This is a genomic window from Roseateles sp. (assembly GCF_046300915.1).
GTDB lineage: Bacteria > Pseudomonadota > Gammaproteobacteria > Burkholderiales > Burkholderiaceae_C > Kinneretia.
This window is the reverse complement of the sequence record NZ_JBKCLH010000187.1, coordinates 13,293-36,047: the sequence shown is the minus strand read 5'-3', so window position 1 is coordinate 36,047 and position 22,755 is coordinate 13,293. Positions and strand designations below refer to the sequence as shown.

Annotated in this window: 21 protein-coding genes and 1 tRNA gene; 13 read left to right on the top strand and 9 right to left on the bottom strand. The window is 68.2% G+C overall.

Going from position 1 to position 22,755, the window contains the following annotated elements; genetic code table 11:
• The 5 genes from ACK5F2_RS14435 to ACK5F2_RS14415 form a co-directional block, all read left to right on the top strand.
• Nucleotides 1-385 (top strand): homogentisate 1,2-dioxygenase domain-containing protein (locus ACK5F2_RS14435; RefSeq protein ID WP_409865739.1); only part of this gene is annotated, 385 nt, incomplete at its 5' end.
• Entirely contained in the window at nucleotides 382-1,710 is a 1,329-nt protein-coding gene (fahA, locus tag ACK5F2_RS14430; protein WP_409865737.1) for a fumarylacetoacetase, read from the top strand. The genes ACK5F2_RS14435 and fahA, both read left to right, overlap by 4 nt.
• A 20-nt stretch (nucleotides 1,711-1,730) precedes the next feature.
• The gene (locus ACK5F2_RS14425; RefSeq protein ID WP_409865734.1) at nucleotides 1,731-2,606 is read left to right on the top strand and encodes a LysR family transcriptional regulator; all 876 of its coding nucleotides are present in this window, start codon (nucleotides 1,731-1,733) and stop codon (nucleotides 2,604-2,606) included.
• Between the two features lie 104 nt (nucleotides 2,607-2,710).
• Nucleotides 2,711-3,691, top strand: coding sequence for a Bug family tripartite tricarboxylate transporter substrate binding protein (locus tag ACK5F2_RS14420; protein ID WP_409865732.1), 981 nt, complete (start codon nucleotides 2,711-2,713; stop codon nucleotides 3,689-3,691).
• Nucleotides 3,692-3,696: 5 nt separating this feature from the next.
• Complete coding sequence (locus tag ACK5F2_RS14415) at nucleotides 3,697-4,659, top strand: succinylglutamate desuccinylase/aspartoacylase family protein (RefSeq protein WP_409865729.1); 963 nt, start codon at nucleotides 3,697-3,699, stop codon at nucleotides 4,657-4,659.
• A gap of 8 nt (nucleotides 4,660-4,667) precedes the next feature.
• Here ACK5F2_RS14415 and ACK5F2_RS14410 read toward each other — a convergent pair whose 3' ends face one another.
• Nucleotides 4,668-4,949 carry a DUF427 domain-containing protein gene (locus ACK5F2_RS14410; protein WP_409865728.1) on the bottom strand — a complete coding sequence of 94 codons (282 nt, stop codon included), beginning with the start codon at nucleotides 4,947-4,949 and terminating at the stop codon, nucleotides 4,668-4,670.
• A gap of 107 nt (nucleotides 4,950-5,056) precedes the next feature.
• Between ACK5F2_RS14410 and ACK5F2_RS14405 the strand changes: the two genes are divergently transcribed.
• A complete protein-coding gene (locus ACK5F2_RS14405; protein WP_409865725.1) occupies nucleotides 5,057-5,878 on the top strand; it encodes a helix-turn-helix transcriptional regulator in 822 nt (273 codons plus the stop codon).
• Between the two features lie 108 nt (nucleotides 5,879-5,986).
• Nucleotides 5,987-6,943: a TIGR02285 family protein gene (locus ACK5F2_RS14400; RefSeq protein WP_409865723.1), complete on the top strand. Its 957-nt coding sequence runs from the start codon at nucleotides 5,987-5,989 to the stop codon at nucleotides 6,941-6,943.
• On the opposite strand, the gene ACK5F2_RS14395 is transcribed toward ACK5F2_RS14400, so the two are convergent.
• The 5 genes from ACK5F2_RS14395 to prfB all read right to left on the bottom strand — a co-directional run bounded on the left by ACK5F2_RS14395 (nucleotide 6,930) and on the right by prfB (nucleotide 12,466).
• Nucleotides 6,930-7,316, bottom strand: a complete 387-nt coding sequence (locus ACK5F2_RS14395) for a VanZ family protein (protein WP_409865722.1) — start codon at nucleotides 7,314-7,316, stop codon at nucleotides 6,930-6,932. The two genes, ACK5F2_RS14400 and ACK5F2_RS14395, sit on opposite strands and share 14 nt — an antisense overlap.
• 205 nt (nucleotides 7,317-7,521) lie before the next feature.
• Nucleotides 7,522-7,597 (bottom strand) — tRNA-Thr (locus ACK5F2_RS14390).
• A 38-nt stretch (nucleotides 7,598-7,635) separates the two neighbouring features.
• Nucleotides 7,636-8,664: a class 1 fructose-bisphosphatase gene (locus ACK5F2_RS14385; protein ID WP_409865720.1), complete on the bottom strand. Its 1,029-nt coding sequence runs from the start codon at nucleotides 8,662-8,664 to the stop codon at nucleotides 7,636-7,638.
• A 4-nt stretch (nucleotides 8,665-8,668) separates the two neighbouring features.
• The gene (gene pepN, locus ACK5F2_RS14380) at nucleotides 8,669-11,293 is read right to left on the bottom strand and encodes an aminopeptidase N (protein ID WP_409865743.1); all 2,625 of its coding nucleotides are present in this window, start codon (nucleotides 11,291-11,293) and stop codon (nucleotides 8,669-8,671) included.
• 68 nt (nucleotides 11,294-11,361) lie between these two features.
• A protein-coding gene (gene prfB / locus ACK5F2_RS14375) for a peptide chain release factor 2 (RefSeq protein ID WP_409865718.1) occupies nucleotides 11,362-12,466 on the bottom strand; the annotation gives its coding sequence in 2 pieces (ribosomal slippage) (nucleotides 11,362-12,384 and nucleotides 12,386-12,466; 1,104 coding nt in all).
• A 207-nt stretch (nucleotides 12,467-12,673) separates the two neighbouring features.
• Here prfB and ACK5F2_RS14370 point away from each other — a divergent pair.
• The 6 genes from ACK5F2_RS14370 to ACK5F2_RS14345 all read left to right on the top strand — a co-directional run bounded on the left by ACK5F2_RS14370 (nucleotide 12,674) and on the right by ACK5F2_RS14345 (nucleotide 18,708).
• Nucleotides 12,674-12,970 (top strand): hypothetical protein, encoded by a 297-nt coding sequence (locus ACK5F2_RS14370; RefSeq protein WP_409865716.1) that lies wholly within the window; start codon nucleotides 12,674-12,676, stop codon nucleotides 12,968-12,970.
• Nucleotides 12,961-13,554 carry a tetratricopeptide repeat protein gene (locus tag ACK5F2_RS14365; protein ID WP_409865715.1) on the top strand — a complete coding sequence of 198 codons (594 nt, stop codon included), beginning with the start codon at nucleotides 12,961-12,963 and terminating at the stop codon, nucleotides 13,552-13,554. Before ACK5F2_RS14370 ends, ACK5F2_RS14365 begins: the two co-directional genes overlap by 10 nt.
• A gap of 115 nt (nucleotides 13,555-13,669) precedes the next feature.
• Nucleotides 13,670-13,930: a DUF4212 domain-containing protein gene (locus tag ACK5F2_RS14360; protein WP_409865713.1), complete on the top strand. Its 261-nt coding sequence runs from the start codon at nucleotides 13,670-13,672 to the stop codon at nucleotides 13,928-13,930.
• 1 nt (nucleotide 13,931) lies between these two features.
• On the top strand, nucleotides 13,932-16,061 hold the full coding sequence (locus tag ACK5F2_RS14355; RefSeq protein WP_409865711.1) for a sodium:solute symporter family protein: 2,130 nt from the start codon (nucleotides 13,932-13,934) through the stop codon (nucleotides 16,059-16,061).
• Nucleotides 16,062-16,144: 83 nt separating this feature from the next.
• A complete protein-coding gene (locus ACK5F2_RS14350; protein WP_409865709.1) occupies nucleotides 16,145-18,031 on the top strand; it encodes a DUF294 nucleotidyltransferase-like domain-containing protein in 1,887 nt (628 codons plus the stop codon).
• Nucleotides 18,028-18,708: a 3'-5' exonuclease gene (locus ACK5F2_RS14345; RefSeq protein ID WP_409865708.1), complete on the top strand. Its 681-nt coding sequence runs from the start codon at nucleotides 18,028-18,030 to the stop codon at nucleotides 18,706-18,708. Before ACK5F2_RS14350 ends, ACK5F2_RS14345 begins: the two co-directional genes overlap by 4 nt.
• Nucleotides 18,709-18,738: 30 nt before the next feature.
• On the opposite strand, the gene ACK5F2_RS14340 is transcribed toward ACK5F2_RS14345, so the two are convergent.
• The 3 genes from ACK5F2_RS14340 to ACK5F2_RS14330 all read right to left on the bottom strand — a co-directional run bounded on the left by ACK5F2_RS14340 (nucleotide 18,739) and on the right by ACK5F2_RS14330 (nucleotide 22,750).
• Entirely contained in the window at nucleotides 18,739-19,599 is an 861-nt protein-coding gene (locus ACK5F2_RS14340; protein ID WP_409865706.1) for a plasmid replication/partition related protein, read from the bottom strand.
• 50 nt (nucleotides 19,600-19,649) lie between these two features.
• Nucleotides 19,650-21,650 carry an alpha/beta hydrolase family protein gene (locus tag ACK5F2_RS14335; RefSeq protein ID WP_409865704.1) on the bottom strand — a complete coding sequence of 667 codons (2,001 nt, stop codon included), beginning with the start codon at nucleotides 21,648-21,650 and terminating at the stop codon, nucleotides 19,650-19,652.
• Between the two features lie 161 nt (nucleotides 21,651-21,811).
• On the bottom strand, nucleotides 21,812-22,750 hold the full coding sequence (locus ACK5F2_RS14330; protein ID WP_409865702.1) for an alpha/beta fold hydrolase: 939 nt from the start codon (nucleotides 22,748-22,750) through the stop codon (nucleotides 21,812-21,814).
• Nucleotides 22,751-22,755 lie beyond the last annotated feature (5 nt).

Below are 22,755 nucleotides of genomic sequence, written 5' to 3'. Positions count from 1 at the left end.
CTGGGCCAATGTGGACTTCGTGATCTTCCCGCCGCGCTGGATGGTGGCCGAGGACACCTTCCGTCCGCCCTGGTACCACCGCAATGTGATGAGCGAGTTCATGGGCCTGGTGCTGGGCCAGTACGACGCCAAGCCCGAGGGCTTCAAGCCCGGCGGCGCCAGCCTGCACAATGCCATGGTGCCGCATGGCCCCGATACCGAGGCCTTTGCCAAGGCCAGCGCGGCCGAGCTCAAGCCCCACAAGCTGGACCACACCCTGGCCTTCATGTTCGAGACCCGCTGGCGCCTGCTGCCCACCGAGTTCGCGCTGAAGGACAGCGGCGCGCTGGAAACCCATTACGCCGATTGCTGGCGTGATCTGCAAGATCAATTCAAGACACCATGACTGCTTTCTCTGACCTCGACCACACCCACGACCCGGCCGCCCAGAGCTGGGTGGCCTCGGCCAACGAGGCGGGCACCGACTTCCCGATCCAGAACCTGCCCTATGGCCTTTTTGTGCGCGCCGGCCGCAACGAGAGCCCGCGCGTGGGCGTGGCCATTGGCGACCAGGTGCTGGACCTGCGCGCCGCGGCGGCCGCCGGCCGCTGGAGCAGCGCCGAGCAGGTGGCGCTCCAGCCCCTGGCCCAGGGCGATCTGAACGCCTTCATGGCCCTGCCCGCGGCCCAGCGCCGCGCGCTGCGCCAGGCCCGGTTCGCGGCCCTGCTGGCCGGCAGCAAGCAGGAGGGCGCGCTGCGCGCCTGCCTGCTGGCGCAGAGCGAGGCGCAGATGCTCGTGCCCTGCCGCATCGGTGACTACACCGACTTCTACACCGGCATCCACCACGCCACCACGGTGGGCAAGCTCTTCCGCCCGGACAACCCCCTGCTGCCCAACTACAAATGGGTGCCCATCGGCTACCACGGGCGCAGCTCCTCCATTGGCGTGAGCGGCCAGGACGTGCGCCGCCCCCTGGGCCAGCTGATGCCGCCGGGCGCCACCGCGCCCGAGCGCGCGCCTGCCAAGCGCCTGGACTATGAGCTGGAACTGGGCGTGTTCGTGGCCGGCGGCAATGCCCTGGGCGAGACCATTCCCATGGAGCGCGCCGACGAGCATCTCTTCGGCCTGACCCTGCTCAATGACTGGTCGGCCCGCGATGTGCAGGCCTGGGAGTACCAGCCCCTGGGCCCCTTCCTGGCCAAGAACTTCGCGACCACCATCTCGCCCTGGATCGTCACGGCCGAGGCTTTGGAGCCCTTCCGCTGCGCCTTTGCGCACCCCGAGCAGGATCCCCAGCCGCTGCCCTATCTGGACTCCGAGAAGAACCGCGCCGCCGGCGGCTACGCCATCGAGCTGGAGGTCTGGCTGCAGACCGAGAAGATGCGCGCGGCCGGCGAGGCCCCGACCCGTCTGATGCGCAGCAACTTCGGCGAGTCGGCCTACTGGACCCTGGCCCAGATGCTGGTGCACCACGCCAGCAATGGCTGCAATCTGCAGCCCGGCGATCTGCTGGGCACCGGCACCCAGAGCGGGGCCAAGCCGGAGGAGGGCGGTTCGCTGCTGGAGCTGTCCCTGGGCGGCAAGCAGGCCCTGAGCCTGCCCAATGGCGAGACGCGCACCTTCCTGCAGGATGGCGACACCGTGATCCTGCGCGGCTTCGCGGCCCAGGACGGCGCGCGCCGCATCGGCTTCGGCGACTGCGCGGCCACGGTGCTGCCCGCGCGGGTCTGAGCCGCGCCGGGGCCGCTGGCGTGCAGCTCAAGTGGCTGGCCGATCTGCAGGCCGTGGTGGACGGCGGCAGCTTCAAGGCCGCCGCCGAGCTGCGCCATGTGACGGCCCCCGCCTTTGGCCGCCGGCTCAAGGCCCTGGAGCAATGGGCCGGCGTGGCCCTGTTCGAGCCCGGCAGCCAGCCGCCGCGCCTGACGGCCGCGGGCCAGCGCCTGTGCGAGCAGGGCCGGGCCACCACCCGCGAGCTGGAGCTGCTGCGCCAGGAGCTGGTGGCCGGTGTGGCGGGCGACTCCCTGGTGCGCCTGGTGACCGGCCGCACCCTGGCGCACAGCGTGGTGGCCGATGCCCTGGCGCCCCTGATGCGCCGCCCCGATGCGCCCCAGGTTCAGGTGATGACGCGCCTGATGAACGAGGCCAGCGAGATGCTGGAGCGCGGCGAGGTGGACATCCTGCTGAGCTACCACCACCCGGCCCTGACCCTCAAGCTGGACGGACGCCGCTACCTGCAGGCCCGCGGCGCCGACGACCGCCTGGTGCCCGTGCTGCACGGCCATGCCGGCAAGGCGCCGCCGCGCTTGCTGGCCTATGACCCTGGCCAGGCCCTGGGCCGGCTGCTGGACGATCATCTGGCGCATCTGCGCGAGCTGCCGCCCCTGGCCCTGGCCATGCGCTGCGACTCGGTGGACTCGCTGCGCGAGTACGCCATGCGCGGCATGGGCCTGGCCTGGCTGCCCCTGTCCATGGTGGCGGCCGATCTGCGTGCGGGCACCCTCAGCGTCTGGGGCGAGCCGGCCTGGCAGATCCCCTTTGAGACCCGTCTGTTCCGGCGCAAGAAGCCGCCCAGCCCCGCGCTTAGCCGGGTCTGGGACGCTCTGCTGGCCCATAGCCGACGCGCCTGAGGACGCTTGCCCGCAAGGCAATTGAAATTGCCGAATCGGCAATCACCGCCCCTGGCCGGGCTCGCAAGATCGTGGCTGCCTATCAACCATCGCAGCCCTTCGCCATGACGATGAACACCCTGCTCGGCGCTTTGGCCGCCGCCACACTCAGCCTCTTCGGCAGTGCCGCACTGGCGCAGTCCGACGTCTTTCCGGGCAAGAAGCCCATTTCCCTGGTCGTGGGCTATGCCGCCGGCGGCAGCGTGGACCTGGTGGCCCGCACCGTGGCGCCCGAGCTGGCCAAGCGCCTGGGCCAGCAGGTCATCGTGGAGAACGCGGCCGGTGCCGGCGGCACCCTGGGGGCGCTCAAGGTGGTGAATGCGCCCGCCGATGGCCACACCCTGCTGCTGGGCTCCACCAGCGAGGTGGGCATCAATGCGCTCACCGCCAAGAAGCCGCGCTACAACGCCCTCAATGATCTGGCCCCGGTGGGCATGATCGGCAACCAGCCCCTGGTGCTGGTCACCACCCCCCGCACCCCGCTGGCCAATGCCGCAGCCTTCAAGGACTTTGTGGCCGCGCGCCCCGGCAAGCTCAGCTATGCCAGCTCGGGCATAGGCACGCCCCTGCATCTGGCCGGCGAGCTGCTCAAGCATGAGGCGCAGCTCTTCATGCTGCACATTCCCTATCGCGGCGCCGCGCCCATGGTGACGGACCTGCTGGGCGGCCAGGTGGACTTTGCCGTCTTCGTGCTCTCCAGCGCCTTGCCGCATATCCAGGAGGGTCGCATGCAGGCCATTGGCGTGACCACGGCCAAGCGCTCGCCGGCGGCGCCCAATATCCCGGCCCTGGCCGAGACCAAGGCCTTTGCCGGTGTGGACATCGGCGTCTGGTTCGGCCTCTTCGCCCCGGCCAAGACCCCGGCGCCCATCCAGGCCCAGCTGCAGAAGGAGCTGCGCGAGGTTCTGCGTCAGCCCGAGGTGGTGGCCAAGCTGCAGACCGCCGGCCTGACCCTGACGCCCGATCTGGATGGCCGCAAGTTCGTGCGCAGCGAGATCGATCGATTTGCGAAGATCGTGCAGTTCGCCAAGATCGAGACCGACTGAAGACCATGGACCTGAACAGCACTTTGCAAAAGCCCGAGCTGGGTACCTGGCGCGCCGGCAATACCGGCACCGAGGGCGTGTGGCGCTTCGACAGCGGCCAGCCGGGGCGGCATCTGATGATCTCGGCCCTGATCCATGGCAATGAGCTCTGCGGCGCCTGGGCCCTGCTGGGCCTGCTGGAGCACGGCCTGCGCCCGGCGCGCGGCAGCCTCACCCTGGCCTTCTGCAATCTGGAGGCCTTTGACCGTTTCGACCCGGCCCAGCACGATGCGGCCCGCTTCGTGGACGAGGACCTGAACCGGCAATGGTCGGCCGAGCGTCTAAGCCAGCCCACCAGCCGTGAGCGCCGCCGTGCCGCGGCCCTGCGGCCTTTTGTGGAGGCTGCCGACTGGCTGCTGGACCTGCACTCCATGCATGAGCGCTCGGCGCCCCTGCTGCTCACCGGCGTGCAGCCGCGCAATCTGGGCCTGGCCCGCAGCCTGAACGGCGAGGCGGCCATCGTGATCGATGCTGGCCACGCCGATGGCGTGCGCATGCGGGACTTCGGCCGCTTTGGTCTGGAGGATGCGCAGGCCCCCGAGAGCCGCTCCCTGCTGCTGGAATGCGGCTACCACCTGGAGCCACGCGCCCGCGACGTGGCCCAGGACTATTGCGTGCGCCTGCTGGAGGCGGCCGGCGTGGTGGACGCGTCCGAGCTGAGCCGCCTGCTGCCGGGCTGGCGCCGGCCCGATGCCAGCCAGCCCGCTGTGGCCCTGCGCGTGCGCGCGGCCGTGGTGGCGCGCAGCGAGCGCTTTCGCTTCACCACACCCTTCAGCGGCCTGGAGTGCATTCCCCAAGCCGGCACGGTGATTGGTGACAACGAGGGTGAGCCGGTCGTGACGCCTTTCGACGACTGCGTGCTGGTCATGCCCTCCACGCGCCAGGCGCGCGCGGGCGTGACCGTGGTGCGCCTGGCCGAGCGCGTCTGATCGCGGGCTTATTCCAGGATCTGCACGCCCTTCCAGAAGGCCACACGGTCCTTCACCGCCTCGGCCCCGGACTTGGGGTCGGGGTAGTACCAGACCGCGTCGGGGTTCATCTCGCCATTGACCAGCAGGGAGAGGTAGTGGGCCTCGCCCTTCCAGGGGCACATGGTCTTGTGGTTGCTGAAGCTGGTGAACTCCCGCTTGAGCGTGCTGGTCGGGAAGTAGTGGTTGCCCTCGACCAGGGTGGTGTCATCGCTCTCGGCGATCACGGTGTGGTTCCAGACGGCTTTCATGGATCTGCGGCTCCTCGGGGCGCTTGTGTGAGCGCTGCGATTATGCGGCGCCCCCGCTGTGCCGCCGCTGACATTGCGATGTCATGCCCCCGGTCTAAGCTGACCGGATGCAACTGGTCAACGCATTGCCGGGCTCGCCCGCCGGGCCCGCTGCCGGCTCCGCGGAGCCGGATGATCTCTACGGTTCGACGCTGATGAGCCTGGCCCAGGTGCGCGCCTTGGTGCGCACCGTGGAGGGCGGTTTGGCCCTGCGCCATATTGCCCAGTTCTTTGTCTGGACCCAGGGCAGCCTGCAGCAGCTCCTGCCGCACCAGCTGCTGCTGTGCGGGGCCTACCAGCGCAGCAGCCGCGAGCTGCGCTTTGAAGTCTTCAACAATGTGCCCATGCCCTCGGGCCTGGACGCAGCCCTGTGCGCCGACGGCGCGCCCCTGAGTCGTCGTCTGCAGTCTGATTGGCTGACGCTCGGGGAAGGGCGCCCTCTGCTGCTGGCGGCCAGCGATCTGGGCCTGCCCGGCTATGCCCAGCTGCTGGTCCATGGGGTGTCGCGGCCGCAGCGTCCCAGCGAGATCGAGAGCTTTTTCGCCCTGGCCCACTCGGAGCCGCTCTACGGCCCGCGTCAGGCGCTGCTGCTGGAGCTGCTCATGCCTCATCTTCATGCGGCCTGGCTGCGCGTGCAGGCCGCGGAGTCGCGTCGCAGTCCGCCGCGGCCGGTGCAGCCCGCGGCCACCGGTGATCTCACCGCCCGGGAGTGCCAGGTCTTGCAGGGCCTGCGTCAGGGGCAGAGCAATCTGGAGATTTCTCAGGCCCTCGGTATCAGTGCACTGACGGTCAAGAACCATGTGCAGCGCATCCTGCGCAAGCTGGGGGCCAGCAATCGTGCGCATGCCGTGGCGCGTGCCCAGCACAGCTTGCCCTGGCTCAACGAGTAGCGCGGCGAGGCGCCACATGCGGCTGGTCGGCAAGGAGGCTGGCCTTAGACTCGTGGGCCATCGCGAGGCGTGTCCTGCACGCCCGCTTCTGCATTGGGAACTACGCTCTTGTCCGTCTTCTTGCACCCGCGTCGGCGCGCACGCCGCCTGATCGCTGCCCTGCTGGGCGCCCTGACCGGCCTGTTCGCGAGCGCGCTGCCCGTCCCGGCCCATGCCCAGGACCACGTCGTGCCGCCCGCGCGCGTGATCACCTGGAACCTGGTGGACTGGCCGCCCTTCTACCTGCTTGAAGCCGGCCAAGCCCCGGCCTCCGTGGAGGAGCTGGGTGAGGGGGTGATCGACGCTTTCTTGCGTCGCGTGTTGCAGCGCCTGCCGCAGTACGAGCACCGCTTCGTGGTGCTGAGCGGCCCGCGCGCGGAGCTCGAACGCAAAGCCGGCCTGGGCTTGTGCTCCGCCAGCTCCATGCGCACGCCCGAGCGCCTGCAGGAGCGCTATTTCACGCCTGCCATGCCCACGGTGCAGCAGCATCTGGTGATGCAGCGCGCCCGTGCCGCGAGCCTGGGGCTGGGCGCCGCTGGCGTCTCGCTGCGCAAGCTCTACCGGCAGGAGCCCGCGCTGCAGGGGCTGGTCATGAGCAAGCGCCACTACGGGCCTGAGCTGGAGCCCCTGTTGCTGCAGTCGCCGAATGTGCGAGCCATCGTGGCGCCCAAGGCCGGCAATCTGCTGAACATGCTGGAGGCCGGACGCATGGACTTCAGCCTGGAGTACCCCATGGTGCTGGCCCATCATCTGTCCCAGCAGCGGCCGGGCCGTGAGGCCCCCCTGGTGAGCCTGCCCATCGTGGAGGCGGGTGAGCCGCCGGTGGGCTATTTCTCGTGCAACCGCAATGCCTGGGGTCGGGCCGTGATGGTGGATCTGGACAAGGCCTTGCGCGAGGTGGCTGCCCAGCCCGAGGTGGCGCGCCTGTACGAGCGCTGGCTCACCCCCTCGGAGGCGGCGCGTGAGCGGCCGCGCATGGAGCGCTTCTTTGCCGCCCGAGCGCGCGGCGGCGTCAAGATCGAGTGAGCGGCAGGCGCAGCAGGCGACTCAGCACCGCAGCGCAGAGCAGTCCCAGGCCAATGCCCATGGCATCGGCCAGCACATCGGCAGCATCGGCGCTGCGCGGCGGCAGCTGGGACTGCAGCAGCTCGATCAGCACGCCATAGCCCAGCAAGGCCAGAGGCGCGAGCAGCCAGCGTCCGCGTGCATGGTCCGCGCCATAGAAGGCGCAAAAGGCCAGGCAGCCAAAGGCGGCCAGATGGTTGAGCTTGTCCCAGCCGCTGTCCAGGGTCTTGGGCGGGGCGGGTGAGAGGGCCAGATAGCTGATCACCAGCAGCAGCAGGATCAGCAGGGCGTGCCAGAGGTGGCGCTTCAACAGCAGGTCTTTGAGGGGCTTCATCGCAACTCCGGCGCGCATCATAGTCAGGGTGTCGTGACGGTTCTTCCTGCCACCAAGATCCCGGTCCACTCACAAGCCGACGGCTCTGATGGCGCGCGTTCTGCCGGACCATCTCTTGAGGTCTGAAAACTCATGCTGATGGCGATATGGCCACCCGGAAAGCACAAGGGGTCAGCACTGTGCAGTGCTGACCCCTTGATTTCATTGGTGCCGGTGAGAGGAGTCGAACCCCCGACCTTCGCATTACGAATGCGCTGCTCTACCAACTGAGCTACACCGGCGTGAGCCCGCCATTATAGCGGGCGCTAACCTGGTTTCGTCAAGCCTGTGACTTGTCGGCTTCCAGGTGGTAGGCGGTCACGCGCTCCACCTCGTTCTTGGAGCCCAGCACCACGGCCACGCGCTCATGCAGCTTGGTGGGCTGCAGGTCCAGGATGCGCTGGCGGCCATTGGTCACCATGCCGCCGGCCTGCTCGACCAGAAAGCCCATGGGGTTGGCCTCGTACATCAGGCGCAGCTTGCCGGCCTTCTCGGGCTCGCGCTTGTCCCAGGGGTACATGAAGATGCCGCCGCGGGTCAGGATGCGATGCACATCGGCCACCATGGAGGCGATCCAGCGCATATTGAAGTCCTTACCGCGGGGGCCTTCCTTGCCGGCCAGGCATTCGTCGATGTAGCGCTTCACCGGGGTGTCCCAGTGGCGCATATTCGACATATTGATGGCGAACTCCTTGGTGTCGGCCGGGATCTGCACGTTCTCCTGGGTCAGCACCCAGGAGCCCTGCTCGCGGTCCAGGGTGAACATGGTCACGCCATCGCCCACGGTGAGCACCAGGGTGGTCTGCGGGCCGTAGATGCAGTAGCCGGCCGCGGCCTGCTGCTTGCCGGGCTGCAGAAAGTCTTCCTCGCTGATGCCGCGCTGGTTGTTGACCTTGCGCAGCACCGAGAAGATGGTGCCGATGGAGACGTTGACGTCGATATTGGAGGAGCCGTCGAGCGGATCGAAGAGCAGCAGGTACTCGCCCTGCGGGTAGCGGTTGGGCACCACATGGATGCTGTCCATCTCCTCGCTGCCCATGGCGGCCAGATGGCCGCCCCATTCATTGGCCTCGATCAGCACCTCGTTGGCGATGATGTCCAGCTTCTTCTGGACCTCGCCCTGCACGTTCTCCGAGCCGGCCGTGCCCAGCACATCGCCGAGCTCGCCCTTGTTGACCTGGATGGCGATGCGCTTGCAGGCGCGGGCCACCACCTCGATCAAGAGGCGCAGCTGGCCGGGGATGTGGCCGTGTTCGCGCTGTTGCTCGACAAGGTACTGGGTCAGGCTGATGCGTTTGCTGCTGCTCATGGGATCAGGCTCCGGAAGCGAGTTGGCGTTCGATGATCTCGCGCACGTCGTTGCTCAGCTCGGCCTTGGCGGCGACGCGGGCGATGGCTTCGCGGGCGGCGCTGCGATAGGGCTCGGCCAGCGTGGTCCAGCGGTCCATGGCGCGGGCCAGGCGGCCGGCCACCTGCGGGTTGATGCCGTCCAGGGCCAGCACCTGGTCGGCCCAGAACACATAGCCCGCGGCATCGGCGCGGTGGAAGGCGGCCGGGTTGAACAGGGCCAGCGAGAAGATCAGGCTGCGCGCGCGGTTGGGGTTCTTGAGGCTGAAGTCCGCATGCTTGGCCAGCTGCTTGACGCGGGCGAAGCTCTTGCCCTCGCGCTCGGGGGCGCGGGCCTGCAGCGCGAACCACTTGTCGATGACCAGGGGCTCGCCCTTGAACTGGGCATGGAAGCGGCTCAGTGCGCTCTCGGCCAGCTCGGCATGGGCGTTCACCAGGGCGGCCAGGGCACCCAGGCGGTCGGTCATGTTCGTGGCGTCCTTGAAGCGCTGGTAGGCGCGGCCGGGCCAGACGGTGTCGCCGCTGCGTTGGGCGTCCAGCACCAGCATGGACAGGGCCAGATTGGCCAGGGCGCGCTTGCCGCTGGACACTGGGTCCGGCGTGTAGCCGCCCTGGATCTGGTTGGCCTCGAAGGCTTCGATCCAGTCCTCGCGCAGGGCCTGGGCCAGCTGGGTCTGGGCGGCTTCCACCGCGGCATGGATGGCCTGCGGGTCCACCACCTCCAGCTGCTCGGCGATATAGGCCTCGCCCGGCAGGGTCAGGGCCAGCTCCTTGAAGGCGGCGTCCAGCTCGGGGTGGCGCAGCACGCTGCGCATGGCCTCCACATAGGCGGCGTCCAGCACCAGGGGCTGGCCCGCACGCACCGCCGCCAGGATGCGGTTCAGCGCCAGGCGCTGGCTGGCTTCCCAGCGGTTGAAGGCGTCGGCATCGTGCTTGAGCAGCACCAGCAGCTCGGCGTCGCTCAGGCCGTCGTCCAGCAGCACCGGGGCCGAGAAGCCGCGCAGCAGGGAGGGCACGGGCTCGGCCGCGATGTTCTCGAAGGTGAAGCGCTGCTCGGCCTCGTCCAGCACCAGCAGCTGCTCGGCCAGGGCCGTGCCGTCGTGGCCGATCAGGCCGGTCACCACCGGAATCACCTGCGGGGCCTGGCCCTTGTTGCTCTGGCTCAGGGTCAGGGTGTAAGTCTGGGCGGCGGCGTCGTACTGGCCGCGGGCCTGCACGCGCGGCGTGCCGGGCTGGGAGTACCAGCGCTTGAAGGCGTCCAGGCGCGTGGCAAGGGCCGAGCCGGGGTTGGCATCGGCGATGGCCTGGGCGAAATCGTCGCAGGTCACGGCCTGGCCGTCATGGCGCTCGAAGTAGAGCTTCATGCCGGCCTCGAAGCCCGCGCGGCCGACCAGGGTCTGGTACATGCGCACGACTTCCGAGCCCTTCTCGTAGACGGTGGCGGTGTAGAAGTTGTTGATCTCGACGTACTGGTCCGGGCGCACCGGATGCGCCATGGCGCCGCCGTCCTCGGGGAACTGCATGGCACGCAGGGAGCGCACGTCCTGGATGCGGCACACGGCGCGGGCGCTTGCCGTGCCGGCCATGTCCATGGAGAAATCCTGATCGCGGAACACGGTCAGGCCCTCTTTCAGCGAGAGCTGGAACCAGTCGCGGCAGGTGACGCGGTTGCCGGTCCAGTTGTGGAAGTACTCGTGCGCCACGATGGACTCGATGCGCGAGAAGTCGGCATCGGTGGCGGTGGCGGGCGAGGCGAGCAGGGCGCTGGTGTTGAAGATGTTCAGGCCCTTGTTCTCCATCGCGCCCATATTGAAGTCGGACACGCCGACCACCATGAAGCGCTCCAGGTCCAGGGGCAGGCCAAAGCGGGCCTCGTCCCAGACCAGGGAGGCGATCAGGGAGTTCATCGCGTGCTCGGTCTTTTCCAGATCGCCGCGGCGCACATAGACCTGCAGCAGATGGTCCTTGCCCGAGCGGCTCTTCACACGCTGCTCACGCGCCACCAGATCGGCCGCCACCAGGGCGAAGAGGTAGCTGGGCTTGGGGAAGGGGTCGTGCCACTTGGCGAAGTGGCGGCCGTTGTCCAGCTCGCCCGTCTCCAGCAGATTGCCGTTGGACAGCAGCACCGGGTACTTCTTCTTGTCGGCGCGCAGGGTGACGGTGTAGACCGCCATCACGTCCGGGCGGTCCAGGAAATAGGTGATGCGGCGGAAGCCCTCGGCCTCGCACTGCGTGAAGAAACCACCACCCGAGGTGTAGAGGCCCGACAGGGCGGTGTTCTTCTCGGGCGCGCAGGTGTTGCGGATCTCGAGCGCGAAGTCGGCGTCCGGCGCGCCCTCGATGATCAGCAGATGGCCGTCCTGGCGGAAGGACACGCTCTCGCCATTGATCAGCACGCGCAGCAGGTTCAGCTCCTCGCCGTGCAGCACCAGCGGGCCGTGGGCCACGGCGGTGTTGCGCTCCACCTGCATCTTGCTGGTGATCAGGGTCTTGGCGGGGTCCAGGTCGAAGCTCAGGTCGACCGTGCGGATCCAGAACGCGGGCGCCGCATAGTCTTCGCGGCGGATCAGGGTGGCAGTGCCTTCACGCATCATGGCGGGCATCCTTGTGTGTTGGGTGTGCCCGGCGCTTGTGGCCCCGGGCTTGTCTCGTAAGGGTCTTAAACGCCCTGCTTGAGGCTGGCGGTGATGAACTGGTCGAGATCGCCGTCCAGCACCTTCTGGGTGGCCGAGGTCTCGTAGTTGGTGCGCAGATCCTTGATGCGGCTCTGGTCCAGCACATAGCTGCGGATCTGGTGACCCCAGCCCACATCGGTCTTGGTGTCCTCCAGCTTCTGCTGGGCTTCCATGCGCTTGCGCATCTCGTGGTCGTACAGGCGCGAGCGCAGGCGCTTCCAGGCCGTGTCGCGGTTGCTGTGCTGGCTGCGGCCGTCCTGGCACTGCACCACGATGCCGGTCGGGATGTGCGTGAGACGCACCGCCGAGTCGGTCTTGTTGATGTGCTGACCGCCGGCACCGCTGGCGCGGTAGGTGTCGGTGCGCACATCGGCCGGGTTGATCTCGATCTCGATCGAGTCGTCGACCTCGGGGTAGACGAAGAGCGAGGCAAAGCTGGTGTGGCGACCGCCCGAGCTGTCGAAGGGGCTTTTGCGCACCAGGCGGTGCACGCCGGTCTCGGTGCGCAGCAGGCCGAAGGCGTACTCGCCCTCTACCTTGATGGTGGCGCTCTTGATGCCGGCCACATCGCCGGCCGTCTCGTCTTCCAGCGTGGCCTTGAAGCCCTTGCGCTCGCAGTACTTCAGGTACTGACGCAGCAGCATGCCGGCCCAGTCATTGGCCTCGGTGCCGCCGGCACCGGCCTGGATGTCGATGAAGCAGTTCAGCGGGTCGGCCGGGTTGTTGAACATCCGGCGGAATTCCAGCTGCTCCACCGTCTCCTGCAGCTTGGAGGCGTCGGCCTCGATGGCTTCCAGGCCGTCGAAGTCGTCCTCGGCCTTGCTCATCTCGTAGAGCTCGGTGTTGTCGGCCAGATTGCTGGTCAGGTGGTCGATGGTCTGGACCACGGTCTCCAGCGAGCGCTTTTCCTTGCCCAACTCCTGGGCCCGCTTGGGCTCGTTCCAGACATTGGGGTTTTCCAGCGCGGCGTTGACCTCGTTCAGCCGCAGTGCTTTGCGGTCGTAGTCAAAGATACCCCCTTAGCGCGTCGGTACGCGCTGTCAGATCGGCGAGGGTCGTACCGATCGCGTTGATGCGTTCGATGTCCATGGTCTTGTGTTGTGGCGGAGCGGAACCGGAACGGTTCTCTGGCTCATGCGGGGCGTATTTTGACATGGCCCCCTGGCGCCCTCTGTGTGCGGGCTCATGCGCCTGGGGTCGAGGGTTATCGATAGTGGGGCCAGCCCCGGGAGGCGCGTCTTTGTCAGAAATCAGTAAGCGGCTTTGACCCACAGTACGCCCAAACGGGAATCGCTCATGCTTTTGCTGACATCCGCCTTAAAACTGATCGCCGAAATCGCCTTGCTTGCCATGGTCGGCCAGTGGCTGCTAGGCCTGCTGGCGGGGGCACGGCGAGAGCAGAACTTCTTCTATCAGCTGCTGGCCATCCTGACGCGCCCCTTCACCCGCCTGACCCGCCTGATCAGCCCGCGTGTGGTGCTGGACAGGCATATTCCGCTGGCCACCTTCCTGCTGCTGCTGAGTCTGTGGCTGGTGGTGACGGTGACCAAGATCAGTCTGTGCCTGCAGATCGGAGTTGCGCAATGCCAGTAGAGACCACGCCCAGCGCCCCCCGGACTTGGCGCTACCCGCTGCTCAAGTTCAAGGCGCTCACAGCCCTGGTGTTCGCTCAGCGCGAGTTGGCCGAGCAGATCTTCGACGAGATGTTGGAGCGCTGGCCCGGTGATGCCTATGCGCTGGCCAGTCGCGCCCATCTGCGCTCATCGCGGGGCGCAAGGGCTGAGGCGATCCAGGATCTGAAATCCCTGGTTGCGATTCATCCGCGGCGCAGTGCCGGTGACTGGTTCAATCTGGCGTATCTGCTGGAAGCCGAGGGGCAGCTTGAGGAGGCGGAAGCCGCCTTCCGCCAGGCTGTCGAGCTCGATGCCAAGCTGGACCGTGCCTGGTACGGCTTGGGCTTGTGTCTGATCCGCATGCAGCGTTTCGAGGAGGCTGTCGCCGCTCTGAAGCGCAACACCGAACTGCAACCCATGAGTCCCTATGGCTGGTATCAGCTGGCGCGGGTTCATGTGGACCGTCAGAAGCCCGAAGAGGCACGGCGAATCATCGCCCACCTCAAAGGGTTCGAGCCCAAGGTCGCCGCTCAGCTGGAGCGCGAGACCGGACTGCTCGCCTGAGGTCAAGCGGTTCACCCGCGCAGCATGCGCGCTGTTGGCGCATGGGGTGATCCATCGGTGCCCGACATCCCGCAGAGGGTGACGGCCTTCTAACGACATGAAGGAGACGACAGCGATGCAACTGACCGAGAGACACCGCCAGTACTGGCAGAAGAACCTGCGGATCACCGCAGTTCTGCTGGCGATCTGGTTCGTGGTGACCTTCGTCGTGGGCTTTTTTGCCCGCGACCTGAACTTCACCTTGTTTGGCTGGCCGTTCAGCTTCTGGGTTGGATCCCAGGGTGCCTTGATCGTGTACTGCCTGATCATCTGGTTCTATGCGCGGTATATGAACCGCCTGGACCAGGAACACGGCGTTGCCGAAGAGGAGGTCTGATATGGCAGGCGCAACTCCTTCCTTGGGCAGCGAAGGCCCCATCAACAAGGCCGCCAACGCGGCCTTCAAGAAGCAGCTGAACAAGGTCTATGCCTGGTACACCGGCGGCTTCCTCGTCTTCATCGTGGCGCTGGCCATCCTGGAGCAGATGGGCCTGCCGCGGCAGTGGATCGGCTTCATCTTCCTGATCGCCACCGTGCTGCTGTACGCGGGTATCGGCTTCATGAGCCGCACCTCCGACGCCAGCGAGTACTACGTGGCCGGCCGTCGCGTGCCGGCGGTCTACAACGGCATGGCGACCGGTGCGGACTGGATGTCGGCCGCCTCCTTCATCGGCATGGCCGGCACGCTCTACCTGACGGGCTACGGCGGTCTGGCCTTCATCATGGGCTGGACCGGCGGCTACTGCCTGGTGGCACTGTTCCTGGCACCGTACCTGCGCAAGTTCGGCCAGTTCACCATCCCCGACTTCCTGGGCGCGCGCTATGAGGGCAATCTGCCGCGCATCCTGGGCGTGGCGGCGGCCATCCTGTGTTCCTTCGTCTATGTGGTGGCACAGATCTACGGCGTGGGCCTGATCACCGCGCGTCTGTCGGGCCTGGCCTTCGAGATCGGCATCTTCGTCGGTCTGGCCGGCATCCTGGTCTGCTCCTTCCTCGGCGGCATGCGCGCCGTGACCTGGACCCAGGTGGCGCAGTACATCATCCTGATCATTGCCTATATGGTCCCGGTGGTGTGGCTGTCGGTGAAGCAGACGGGCATCCCGGTACCGCAAGCCATCTACGGCTATCAGCTGCAGAAGGTGAGCGAGGCGGAGAAGCGCATCAAGGCCGATCCCAAGGAGCAGGAGGTCATTGCGATCTTCAAGGCTCGCGCCGCGGAGTTCGACGCCAAGCTCAAGGACGTGCCGGCCGCGCTGGCTGCCGACAAGGCGGCCGCCACCCAGAAGATCGCCGACCTGAAGGCTGCCAATGCTCCGGCTGACCAGATCACGGCGGCCGAGAAGGCCCTGGCAGCCCTGCCCAAGGATGAGGACGAGGCCAAGAAGGCCTGGACGGCCGCCAAGGCGTCCAATGAGGCTCGGGCCAGGCCGCTGGCCGGCATGCCGGTGCACTCCCAGCAGTTTGCCGGTGACCCGAACGGCGACGCCAAGGCACAGAAGACCTTCGATGAGTCGCGTCGCAACTTCCTGGCCCTGGTGTTCTGCCTGATGGTGGGTACGGCCGCGCTGCCGCACATCCTGATGCGCTACTACACCACGCCCTCCGTCAAGGAGGCGCGCGAGTCGGTGACCTGGAGTCTGTTCTTCATCTTCCTGCTGTACTTCTCGGCGCCTGCCCTGGCGGTGCTGGTCAAGTACGAGGTCTTCAATGTGCTGGTGGGCACGCCCTTTGATCAGCTACCGGCTTGGATCGCGAACTGGGCCAAGGTGGACCCGGCCCTGCTTGCGGTGGCCGATGTCAACAAGGACGGCATCTTCCAGCTCGGCGAGATGCGGATCGGCGGCGACATCATCGTGCTGGCCACACCTGAGATCGGCGGCCTGCCGTACGTGATCTCGGGCATGGTGGCGGCCGGTGGTCTGGCTGCGGCGCTGTCCACCGCGGACGGCCTGCTGCTGACCATCGCCAACGCGCTGTCGCACGACGTCTACTACAAGATGATCGACCCGAACGCTTCGACCGCTCGCCGCGTCACGATCTCCAAGATCCTGCTGCTGGTGGTGGCCCTGGCTGCGGCTTACGTCGCGGCGCAGAAGCCGGCCGACATCCTGTTCCTGGTCTCCGCTGCGTTCTCCTTTGCGGCCGCCGCCTTCTTCCCGGCCCTGGTGCTGGGGGTGTTCTGGAAGCGCGCCAACAAATGGGGCGCCAGTGCCGGCATTGCCGCCGGTCTGGGCATCACCTTCTACTACATGGTGACCACCCAGCCCTGGCTGCGCGGCGTGTTTGGCGTGACCTCGCCGGTGGAGCTCTGGTTCGGCATCCTGCCCATCAGCGCCGGCATCTTCGGCGTGCCCCTGGGCTTTGCGACCATCATCATCGTCAGCCTGCTGACTCCGCCTCCCAAGAAGGAGACGCAGGAGCTGGTCGAGCATGTGCGCTACCCCGACCTGAAGCTGGGCAAGGCCTGAATCGGGTCAATACCGGCTTGAACTGAGCCAGGCCCCGCGGCAAGCTGCCGCGGGGCTTTTTGCTTTCTAAGGTCTCTTGCACCATGAGTCCACGACCCCTTACACCGGCCGAGCAGCTGCTGGGCCAGCTGCAGGCCGAGCTGCAGCAGCATCCGCCCTTTGCGCAGATGGAAGTGGCCCATGTGCGGCAGTTCCTGGCCCAGGCCGAGCAGGCCTATTACGCACCGGGCGAGCTGCTGCTGGCGCCCGAGCAGGGGCCCGTGGAGCGGCTTTTCTACATACGCCGCGGCGCGGTGAGCGCGCGACGCGGCATTGCCGAGGCCACCGGCGGCCTGCATTACGAAGCCGGTGAGTGCTTTCCCATCGGGGCTTTGCTGGGTGCCCGGGCCGTGACGGCCCAGTACCAGGCCCAGGGCGATGTGTTCTGTCTGCTGGTGCCAGCGGCGCAGGTGCAGGCCCTGGCGCGCAGCAGTGCGCCCTTTGCCGACTTTCTGAACCAGCGCGTGGCCCAGTTCCTGGCGCTCTCGCGCCGCGCCCTGCAGGTGAGCTATGCCTCGCAGACCCTGGCCGAGCAATCGCTGGAAACGCCCCTGGGCGAGTTGCTGGCCCAGCGCGCCGCGCCCGTGGGCGTGCCGCCGGACACGCCGCTGCGCCAGGCCCTGACCCTGATGCATGAGCGGCGCATCGGCTCGGTGCTGGTGCTGGACGCGCAGCAGGCGCCGCTGGGCATCTTGACCCGGCACGATGTGCTGGACCGGGTGACCCTGCCCGAGCTCCCGCTGGACACGCCTATCGAGACCGTGATGAGCCAGCCCCTGCGCGCCCTGCGCCTGGAGGACCGGGCCCAGGATGCGGCCCTGCTGATGTCGCGCCACGGCATACGCCATGTGCCGGTGCTGGACCAGGGGCGCGTGGTGGGCCTGGTGTCGGAGCGCGACCTCTTCGCCCTGCAGCGCCTCTCGCTCAAGCAGGTCAGCAGCGCCATACGCGCCGCGCGGGACGTGGCCACCCTGCGCATCGTGGCCCAGGACATACGGCGCTTTGCCCGCAGTCTGATGGCCCAGGGCGTGGCGGCGCGCCAGCTCACCGAGCTGATCTCCCACCTCAACGATGTGCTGGCCGAACGCCTGGTGCAGATCCTGGCCCAGGCCCAGGGCCTGGATCTGCAGCGCTTTGCCTGGCTGGCCTTTGGCTCCGAAGGGCGTGGCGAGCAGACCATCGCCACCGACCAGGACAACGGCATCGTCTTCGACGGCCCGCCCTCGGAGCGTGCGCGCTGGCTGGCCCTGGGTCAGGCTGTCAATGCCGCGCTGGACGAGTGCGGCTACCCGCTGTGCAAGGGCGGCATCATGGCCGGGCGCGAGGCCTGCTGCCTGAGCCAGCAGGAATGGCTGGAGGCCTTCAGCGACTGGATCGAACACGGCGCCCCCGAGGATCTGCTCAAGGCCAGCATCTTCTTTGACCTGCGGCCCATCGCCGGCCACGCGGAGCTGGCCCGCCCGCTGCAGGCCCTGTTGCAAGGCCATGCCGCACGCCAGCCGCGCTTCATGCGCCAGCTGGCCGAGAACGCGCTGCGCAACCGCGCGCCGCTGAACTGGCTGGGTGCCCTGGACACCGGCGAAGACGGTCAGCTCGACCTCAAGCTGCAAGGCACGGCCATCTTTGTGGATGTGGCCCGGCTGTTTGCCCTGGCCCACGGCCTGGCAGCCACCGGCACCCGGGCGCGCTTTGAAGCCGCGGCGCCCTTGCTGCAGAGCTCCGCCACCGAGAGCGAGGCCTGGTCCAGTGCTTTCGAGTTTCTGCAGCTGCTGCGCCTGCGGCGCCAGATGGAGGCGGCGGGCGAGTCCGGCGAGAACCCCAATCGCCTGGACCCGGCCCGGCTCAATGACATCGACCGCCGCATGCTCAAGGAAAGCCTGCGCGTGGCGCGCCGGCTGCAGCAGCGGCTTGAGCTGGACTGGCTGCGATGAGCTGGCTCAAGGCGCTCCAGCGCTTCGTCAGCCCCGTGGCGGGCGAGGCGCCGAGCCGCTGGGTGGTGCTGGATGTGGAGACCACCGGCCTGGACGCGGCGCGCGACGAGCTGCTGGCCATTGCGGCCCTGGGGCTGGCGCACGACCCGGCGCAGCCCGAGCGACCGCCGCGCGTCGTGCTGGCCGACAGCTTCGAGCTGCTGCTGCACAGCGAGGGGCGCGCGCAGCCCGATGCCGAGTTCAAGCGCAATGTGCTGATCCACGGCATTGGCCTGGAAGCGCGGCGCCAGGGCGTGCCCCGTGCGGCCGGCTTGCAGGCCTTTGTGGACTGGCTGGGCCCCAGCCCCCAGCTGCCCTTGCTGGGCTTTCATATCGGCTTTGACGAGGCCGTGATCCAGCGCGCCCTGCGCGCCGAGCTGGGTCGGCGTCTGCCCAACCCCTGGATAGATCTGGCGCCGGTGGTGCAGGCCCTGGACCCGGCCGGCCGGCCCCGCAGCCTGGATGAAGCCATGGAGGCACATGGCATTGCCTGCCTGCAGCGCCACCAGGCCAGTGCCGATGCCCTGGCCACCGCCGAGCTGCTGCAGGCCCTGTGGCCGGCCCTGGTGCAGCGCCGAGCGGCCGGCATTCGCGCCCTGCAGGACATGGCGGCCCAGCGCCGCTGGCTGGGTGGCTGATCGGCTGTCGGCTGATCGGTGTTGACGGCCTCAGCCGCGCGTGGCCGCCAGCAGCTGGGCCTCCAGCTCGGCCACACGGGCCTTGAGCTGGGCGTTCTCTTCTTGCAGCGCCTCGACTTGGCGCTGCAGCAGCAGCGCGGGGTCGGACACATCCACCGCCGCGCCGGGGCCGGTGCTGGGCGTCTCGGCCAGTTCGCTGCCCTCGGCCTCGGCCTTTTTGCGGCTGCCGCTCTTGGACTCGCGCACCCGCTTGGCCGCCTCGCGCAGCTCCTTCTTGCCACCGGCCACGGCGGCCTGCTGCTCCTCCTGGGGCAGGGCGGCCAGGGTGGCGGCGGCGCTGATGGACACCGTGCCGCTCTTCACCGCCTCCACCAGCTCGGGCGCGGCCGCCTTCTGGATCTTCTCGATCTGGGCCACGGTGGCGCTGCTGATGCGCGCCACCTTGGCAATCGACTCACGGCTGGCCAGGCGCAGCTCGGGCTCGGGCGGGGCGGCGGACGGCGCGAGGGCGTCCGCAGCCGCGGCGATGTCGGCGGCGTCGGCCGCCGGCGTGGGCAGGGGCTTGGGCCGCTTTGCCAGGATTTCCTTCTTGCGCAGGGCGAGCACGCCGCGCTGGAAGTCCGACACGCTGCGCCGGCCCAGATGCTGGTCGATCATCCACAGATGCACGTCTTCCATGCTCTGGAAGCGCGTGTTCTGCACGGTCTGGAAGGGCAGACCATGCTTGCTGCAGATGCTGTAGCGGTTGTGACCATCCACCAGAATCTCGCCCCAGAGCACGAGCGCATCCCGGCAGCCCTCGGCCAGGATGCTGCGCTCCAGCGCGGCATATTCATCGGGGGTCAGCGGGTCGATATAGACCCGCAGCTCATCAAGTACGGTGATGTTCATGGGGGGGCGGATTGTAGGCAATCGCGCCGTGCCGCCCCCGGCCCCGGACTTCAGGGCTGCCCCAGATGCTGGCCCAGGAAGCGTTCCACGCGCTTGTAGAAGTCCACCCGGTTCTCGGTCTTGCGCCAGCCATGGCCCTCACCGGCGTAGGTGATCCATTCCGGCTCCCGTCCCGCGGCACGCAGCGCGTCGCGCATGCGCAGGCCGTGGGCCAGGGGCACACGCTGGTCCTCGCTGCCAAAGGCCAGCATCAGCGGGGCCTTGATGCGCGCGGCCTGCAGCACGGGCGAGACCTCGCGCAGCATGGCCGCATCCGTCTTCAGATCGCCGATCATCTCGGGCAGGGTGTGGCGTCGTGCGATGTCGCTCACGTCATCGCTGGTCCAGCTGCTGCCTTCCAGCAGCAGCTGCATGTCGGTCACCGCCACCCAGGCGATGCCGCAGCGGTAGAGCTCGGGCTGGCGGATCAAGCCCATCAGCGCGGCATAGCCGCCGTAGCTGGCGCCGGCGATGCAGGCGCGCTGCGGGTCCGCCAGGCCCTGCTCGCGGGCCCAGAGCAGGGCATCGGCCACATCGTCCTGCATGGCCCGGCCCCACTGCTTCCAGCCGGCGCGGAAGTGCGCCTCGCCGTAGCCGGTGCTGCCGCGGAACTCCGGGCTGATGACCAGATAGCCCCGCGAGGCCAGAAACTGGGCCTCGGCCTGCCAGCGCCAGTGCCCGCCCCGAACCCAGGGGCCGCCGTGCACCATCACGACCGCAGGTGCGGGCTGACCTGGTGCCACGCCCCGCGGCAGGGTGAGCCAGACGGGCAGGTCCCGGCCATCCCGTGCCTTGATGCGCTTGAAGTCCACGCTGGCCGACTGGCGCGGGTCCACGCCGTCGATCACCGTGCTGACGGCCTGCAGCCGCTTGGAGGCGGCGTGGTAGAGCCAGTAGCGCCCGGGGTCCCGGTCGGAGTAGGCGTGGATCAGGGCCACCATATCCGGCTCGCCGCAGCGTCGGCAGCTGATGTGGTTGATGGTGCCGGGCAGGCTGGCATCGATCTCGGCCTGGAAGCTGCGCATTGCGGGCGCGAACCAGGCCGTGGTCTCCGCATCGGTTTCCAGGCGCAGACCCAGGGTCTTGCCGGCATCACTGAGCAAGCTGCCCGCGAAGTCAAAGCCCGGCGTGCTGACCACCGCTTCCTTCTCTACCTGGCCTGCCTTGAAGTCATAGCGATACAGGGCCTGATACCCCTCCGCGCCGCTTGCACGCCGGACGTAGAACGTGCCCGCATCGTCAACGCTAAAGGGTTCGTAAGGCAGCTTCAGCAGCGGGGCCTCGGCCAGTTGCTGCCACCCCTTGTCCAGATCACGCCAGTGGTAGCGCGCCTTGTCCTCGATCTGCTCCACGGCGAAGCGCGCGCGGCCTGACGGATCGAACAACCACTGGCTGACCCGGGTCGGCGAGCGTTCGCCCAGGTCGGCGCTTCGGGTGCGGCCGGTGCTCGTGTCCAGCCATAGGGGGCGGATGTGTTCAGGGCGGTCGGCCTTGAAGACCCATTCGCCGATCAGTATCTCGGAGCTGCCAGCCAGGGGGCCGCTGTCGGGGATGTGCAGCAAACTGTGGTTCCACTCCAGCGGTTCGCGCCGGCCGGCGCTGCTGGCCTCGCGCAGCATCTCGCCGCGGCGTTTCACCAGCATGCGCAGCTGGCTGCCGTCGGCACGCACGGCATACAGGCCTGGCGCCCGCTCATAGTCCATGCCGCTGCCGGCCTGCAGATCATGCACCTGGAAGACCAGGCTCTCCTCCCCCACCCAGTCAAAGCGCGTGATGTCGGCGTCGTTGAAAGCGGCCACGCGCCTGGCGCGGATGGCTGCGTCCAGCTCCAGCACCACCAAGCCCACGCGCTGGCCGCCCCTGGAGGTGCTGATGGCCAGGCTTCGCCCCGAGGGCGAGAGCTTGGCCTGCAGCACGGCCGGGTGTTGAAAGAAGCTCTCCACCGGCGGCGGCGCCGGCTGGGTTTGTGCCGTGGCCAGTGCGGCCAGCAGGCCCATGCTGGTAGCGACCAAGAGCCGGCGCGCCTGCGCGATTGCTTGAAGAAAACCCTGCGTAGCCATCTGCCCCCTCTTCCTCGTCGAATGCTTGCGATCTTTGTTGGGGCTTCGAGGATATCGGAGCCCGGCCAGGGGGCAGGGCCCCCTGAAGTGGGAGGCCGGGCCGGCGGCTTGCTTCAGGACGCGTCCAGAAATGCCTCCAGCAGCCGGGCCAGGGCCTCGGGCTGATCGTGGTGCAGCATATGGGCGGCGCCTTCCAGGCGCGCGCGCTGCAGCTGAGGCACCTCGGCCAGGCGGGCCTCGAAATCCTCGCGGGGGTAGCGATTGCCCCACCATTGGCTCATGTCGGTGAGCGCGCCTTCCACCCAGAGCGTGGGCGCTGTGATGCGGCGCCAGCAGGCCAGGGCTTCGGCGCGGCGGTAGAGCACGGGGTTCACGCGCTTGTGCGCCGGGTCGCCCAGGATGTGCCAGGTCTTGCTGCCCTCCGGCCCCTCCTGCTCACGGGCCCAGTGTCCGGCCAGCCAGGCGGCCTTGTCGGCGGCCAGGCGTGGATTGGTCTTCATCAGGCGCTGCGCCACGCCGGCCAGGCTGTCGTAATGCTTGAGCGCCTGTGGTGTCTTGAGATCGTCCAGCCATTCGGCCAGGCGGCTGGGTGCCAGCTCGGGGCTGGCATCGGGCAGGCCGAAGCCCTCCAGATTGATCAGGCGGCGGATGCGCTGCGGGCGCACGCCGGCATAGCTCATCACCACATTGCCGCCCATGCTGTGGCCCAGCAGGTCCACGCGGGCGCCGTCCGGGGCGATCTGGTCCAGCAGGGCGTCAAGATCGCCCAGATAGTCCGGAAACCAGTAGCTGTCGGCCCCGCTGCTGTCGCTCAGGCCAAAGCCGCGCCAATCCATGGCCAGCACATGGCGCTCCTGCGCCAGCGCATCCACCACGAACTGGAAGGAGGCGCCCACGTCCATCCAACCATGCAGCATCAGCAGGGTGGGGCGCTCGGGCGTGGCCAGGGCCGCCGAGCCCCAGTGCAGCAGGTGATGGCGCAGGCCGCGCAGGCTGAGGACTTCGCTGCGCGCGGGGCGCAGCGGCCGGTAGGGGGCGGGCAGGGGCGTCATGAACC

Bases quoted from the DNA above. Each gene is read 5' to 3' on its own strand.
- fahA (WP_409865737.1), top strand. From the start codon at position 382: ATGACTGCTTTCTCTGACCTCGACCACACCCACGACCCGGCCGCCCAG.
- ACK5F2_RS14420 (WP_409865732.1), top strand. From the start codon at position 2,711: ATGACGATGAACACCCTGCTCGGCGCTTTGGCCGCCGCCACACTCAGC.
- ACK5F2_RS14415 (WP_409865729.1), top strand. From the start codon at position 3,697: ATGGACCTGAACAGCACTTTGCAAAAGCCCGAGCTGGGTACCTGGCGC.
- ACK5F2_RS14410 (WP_409865728.1), bottom strand. From the start codon at position 4,949: ATGAAAGCCGTCTGGAACCACACCGTGATCGCCGAGAGCGATGACACC.
- ACK5F2_RS14405 (WP_409865725.1), top strand. From the start codon at position 5,057: ATGCAACTGGTCAACGCATTGCCGGGCTCGCCCGCCGGGCCCGCTGCC.
- ACK5F2_RS14395 (WP_409865722.1), bottom strand. From the start codon at position 7,316: ATGAAGCCCCTCAAAGACCTGCTGTTGAAGCGCCACCTCTGGCACGCC.
- ACK5F2_RS14385 (WP_409865720.1), bottom strand. From the start codon at position 8,664: ATGAGCAGCAGCAAACGCATCAGCCTGACCCAGTACCTTGTCGAGCAA.
- pepN (WP_409865743.1), bottom strand. From the start codon at position 11,293: ATGCGTGAAGGCACTGCCACCCTGATCCGCCGCGAAGACTATGCGGCG.
- ACK5F2_RS14370 (WP_409865716.1), top strand. From the start codon at position 12,674: ATGCTTTTGCTGACATCCGCCTTAAAACTGATCGCCGAAATCGCCTTG.
- ACK5F2_RS14365 (WP_409865715.1), top strand. From the start codon at position 12,961: ATGCCAGTAGAGACCACGCCCAGCGCCCCCCGGACTTGGCGCTACCCG.
- ACK5F2_RS14360 (WP_409865713.1), top strand. From the start codon at position 13,670: ATGCAACTGACCGAGAGACACCGCCAGTACTGGCAGAAGAACCTGCGG.
- ACK5F2_RS14355 (WP_409865711.1), top strand. From the start codon at position 13,932: ATGGCAGGCGCAACTCCTTCCTTGGGCAGCGAAGGCCCCATCAACAAG.
- ACK5F2_RS14350 (WP_409865709.1), top strand. From the start codon at position 16,145: ATGAGTCCACGACCCCTTACACCGGCCGAGCAGCTGCTGGGCCAGCTG.
- ACK5F2_RS14345 (WP_409865708.1), top strand. From the start codon at position 18,028: ATGAGCTGGCTCAAGGCGCTCCAGCGCTTCGTCAGCCCCGTGGCGGGC.
- ACK5F2_RS14340 (WP_409865706.1), bottom strand. From the start codon at position 19,599: ATGAACATCACCGTACTTGATGAGCTGCGGGTCTATATCGACCCGCTG.
- ACK5F2_RS14330 (WP_409865702.1), bottom strand. From the start codon at position 22,750: ATGACGCCCCTGCCCGCCCCCTACCGGCCGCTGCGCCCCGCGCGCAGC.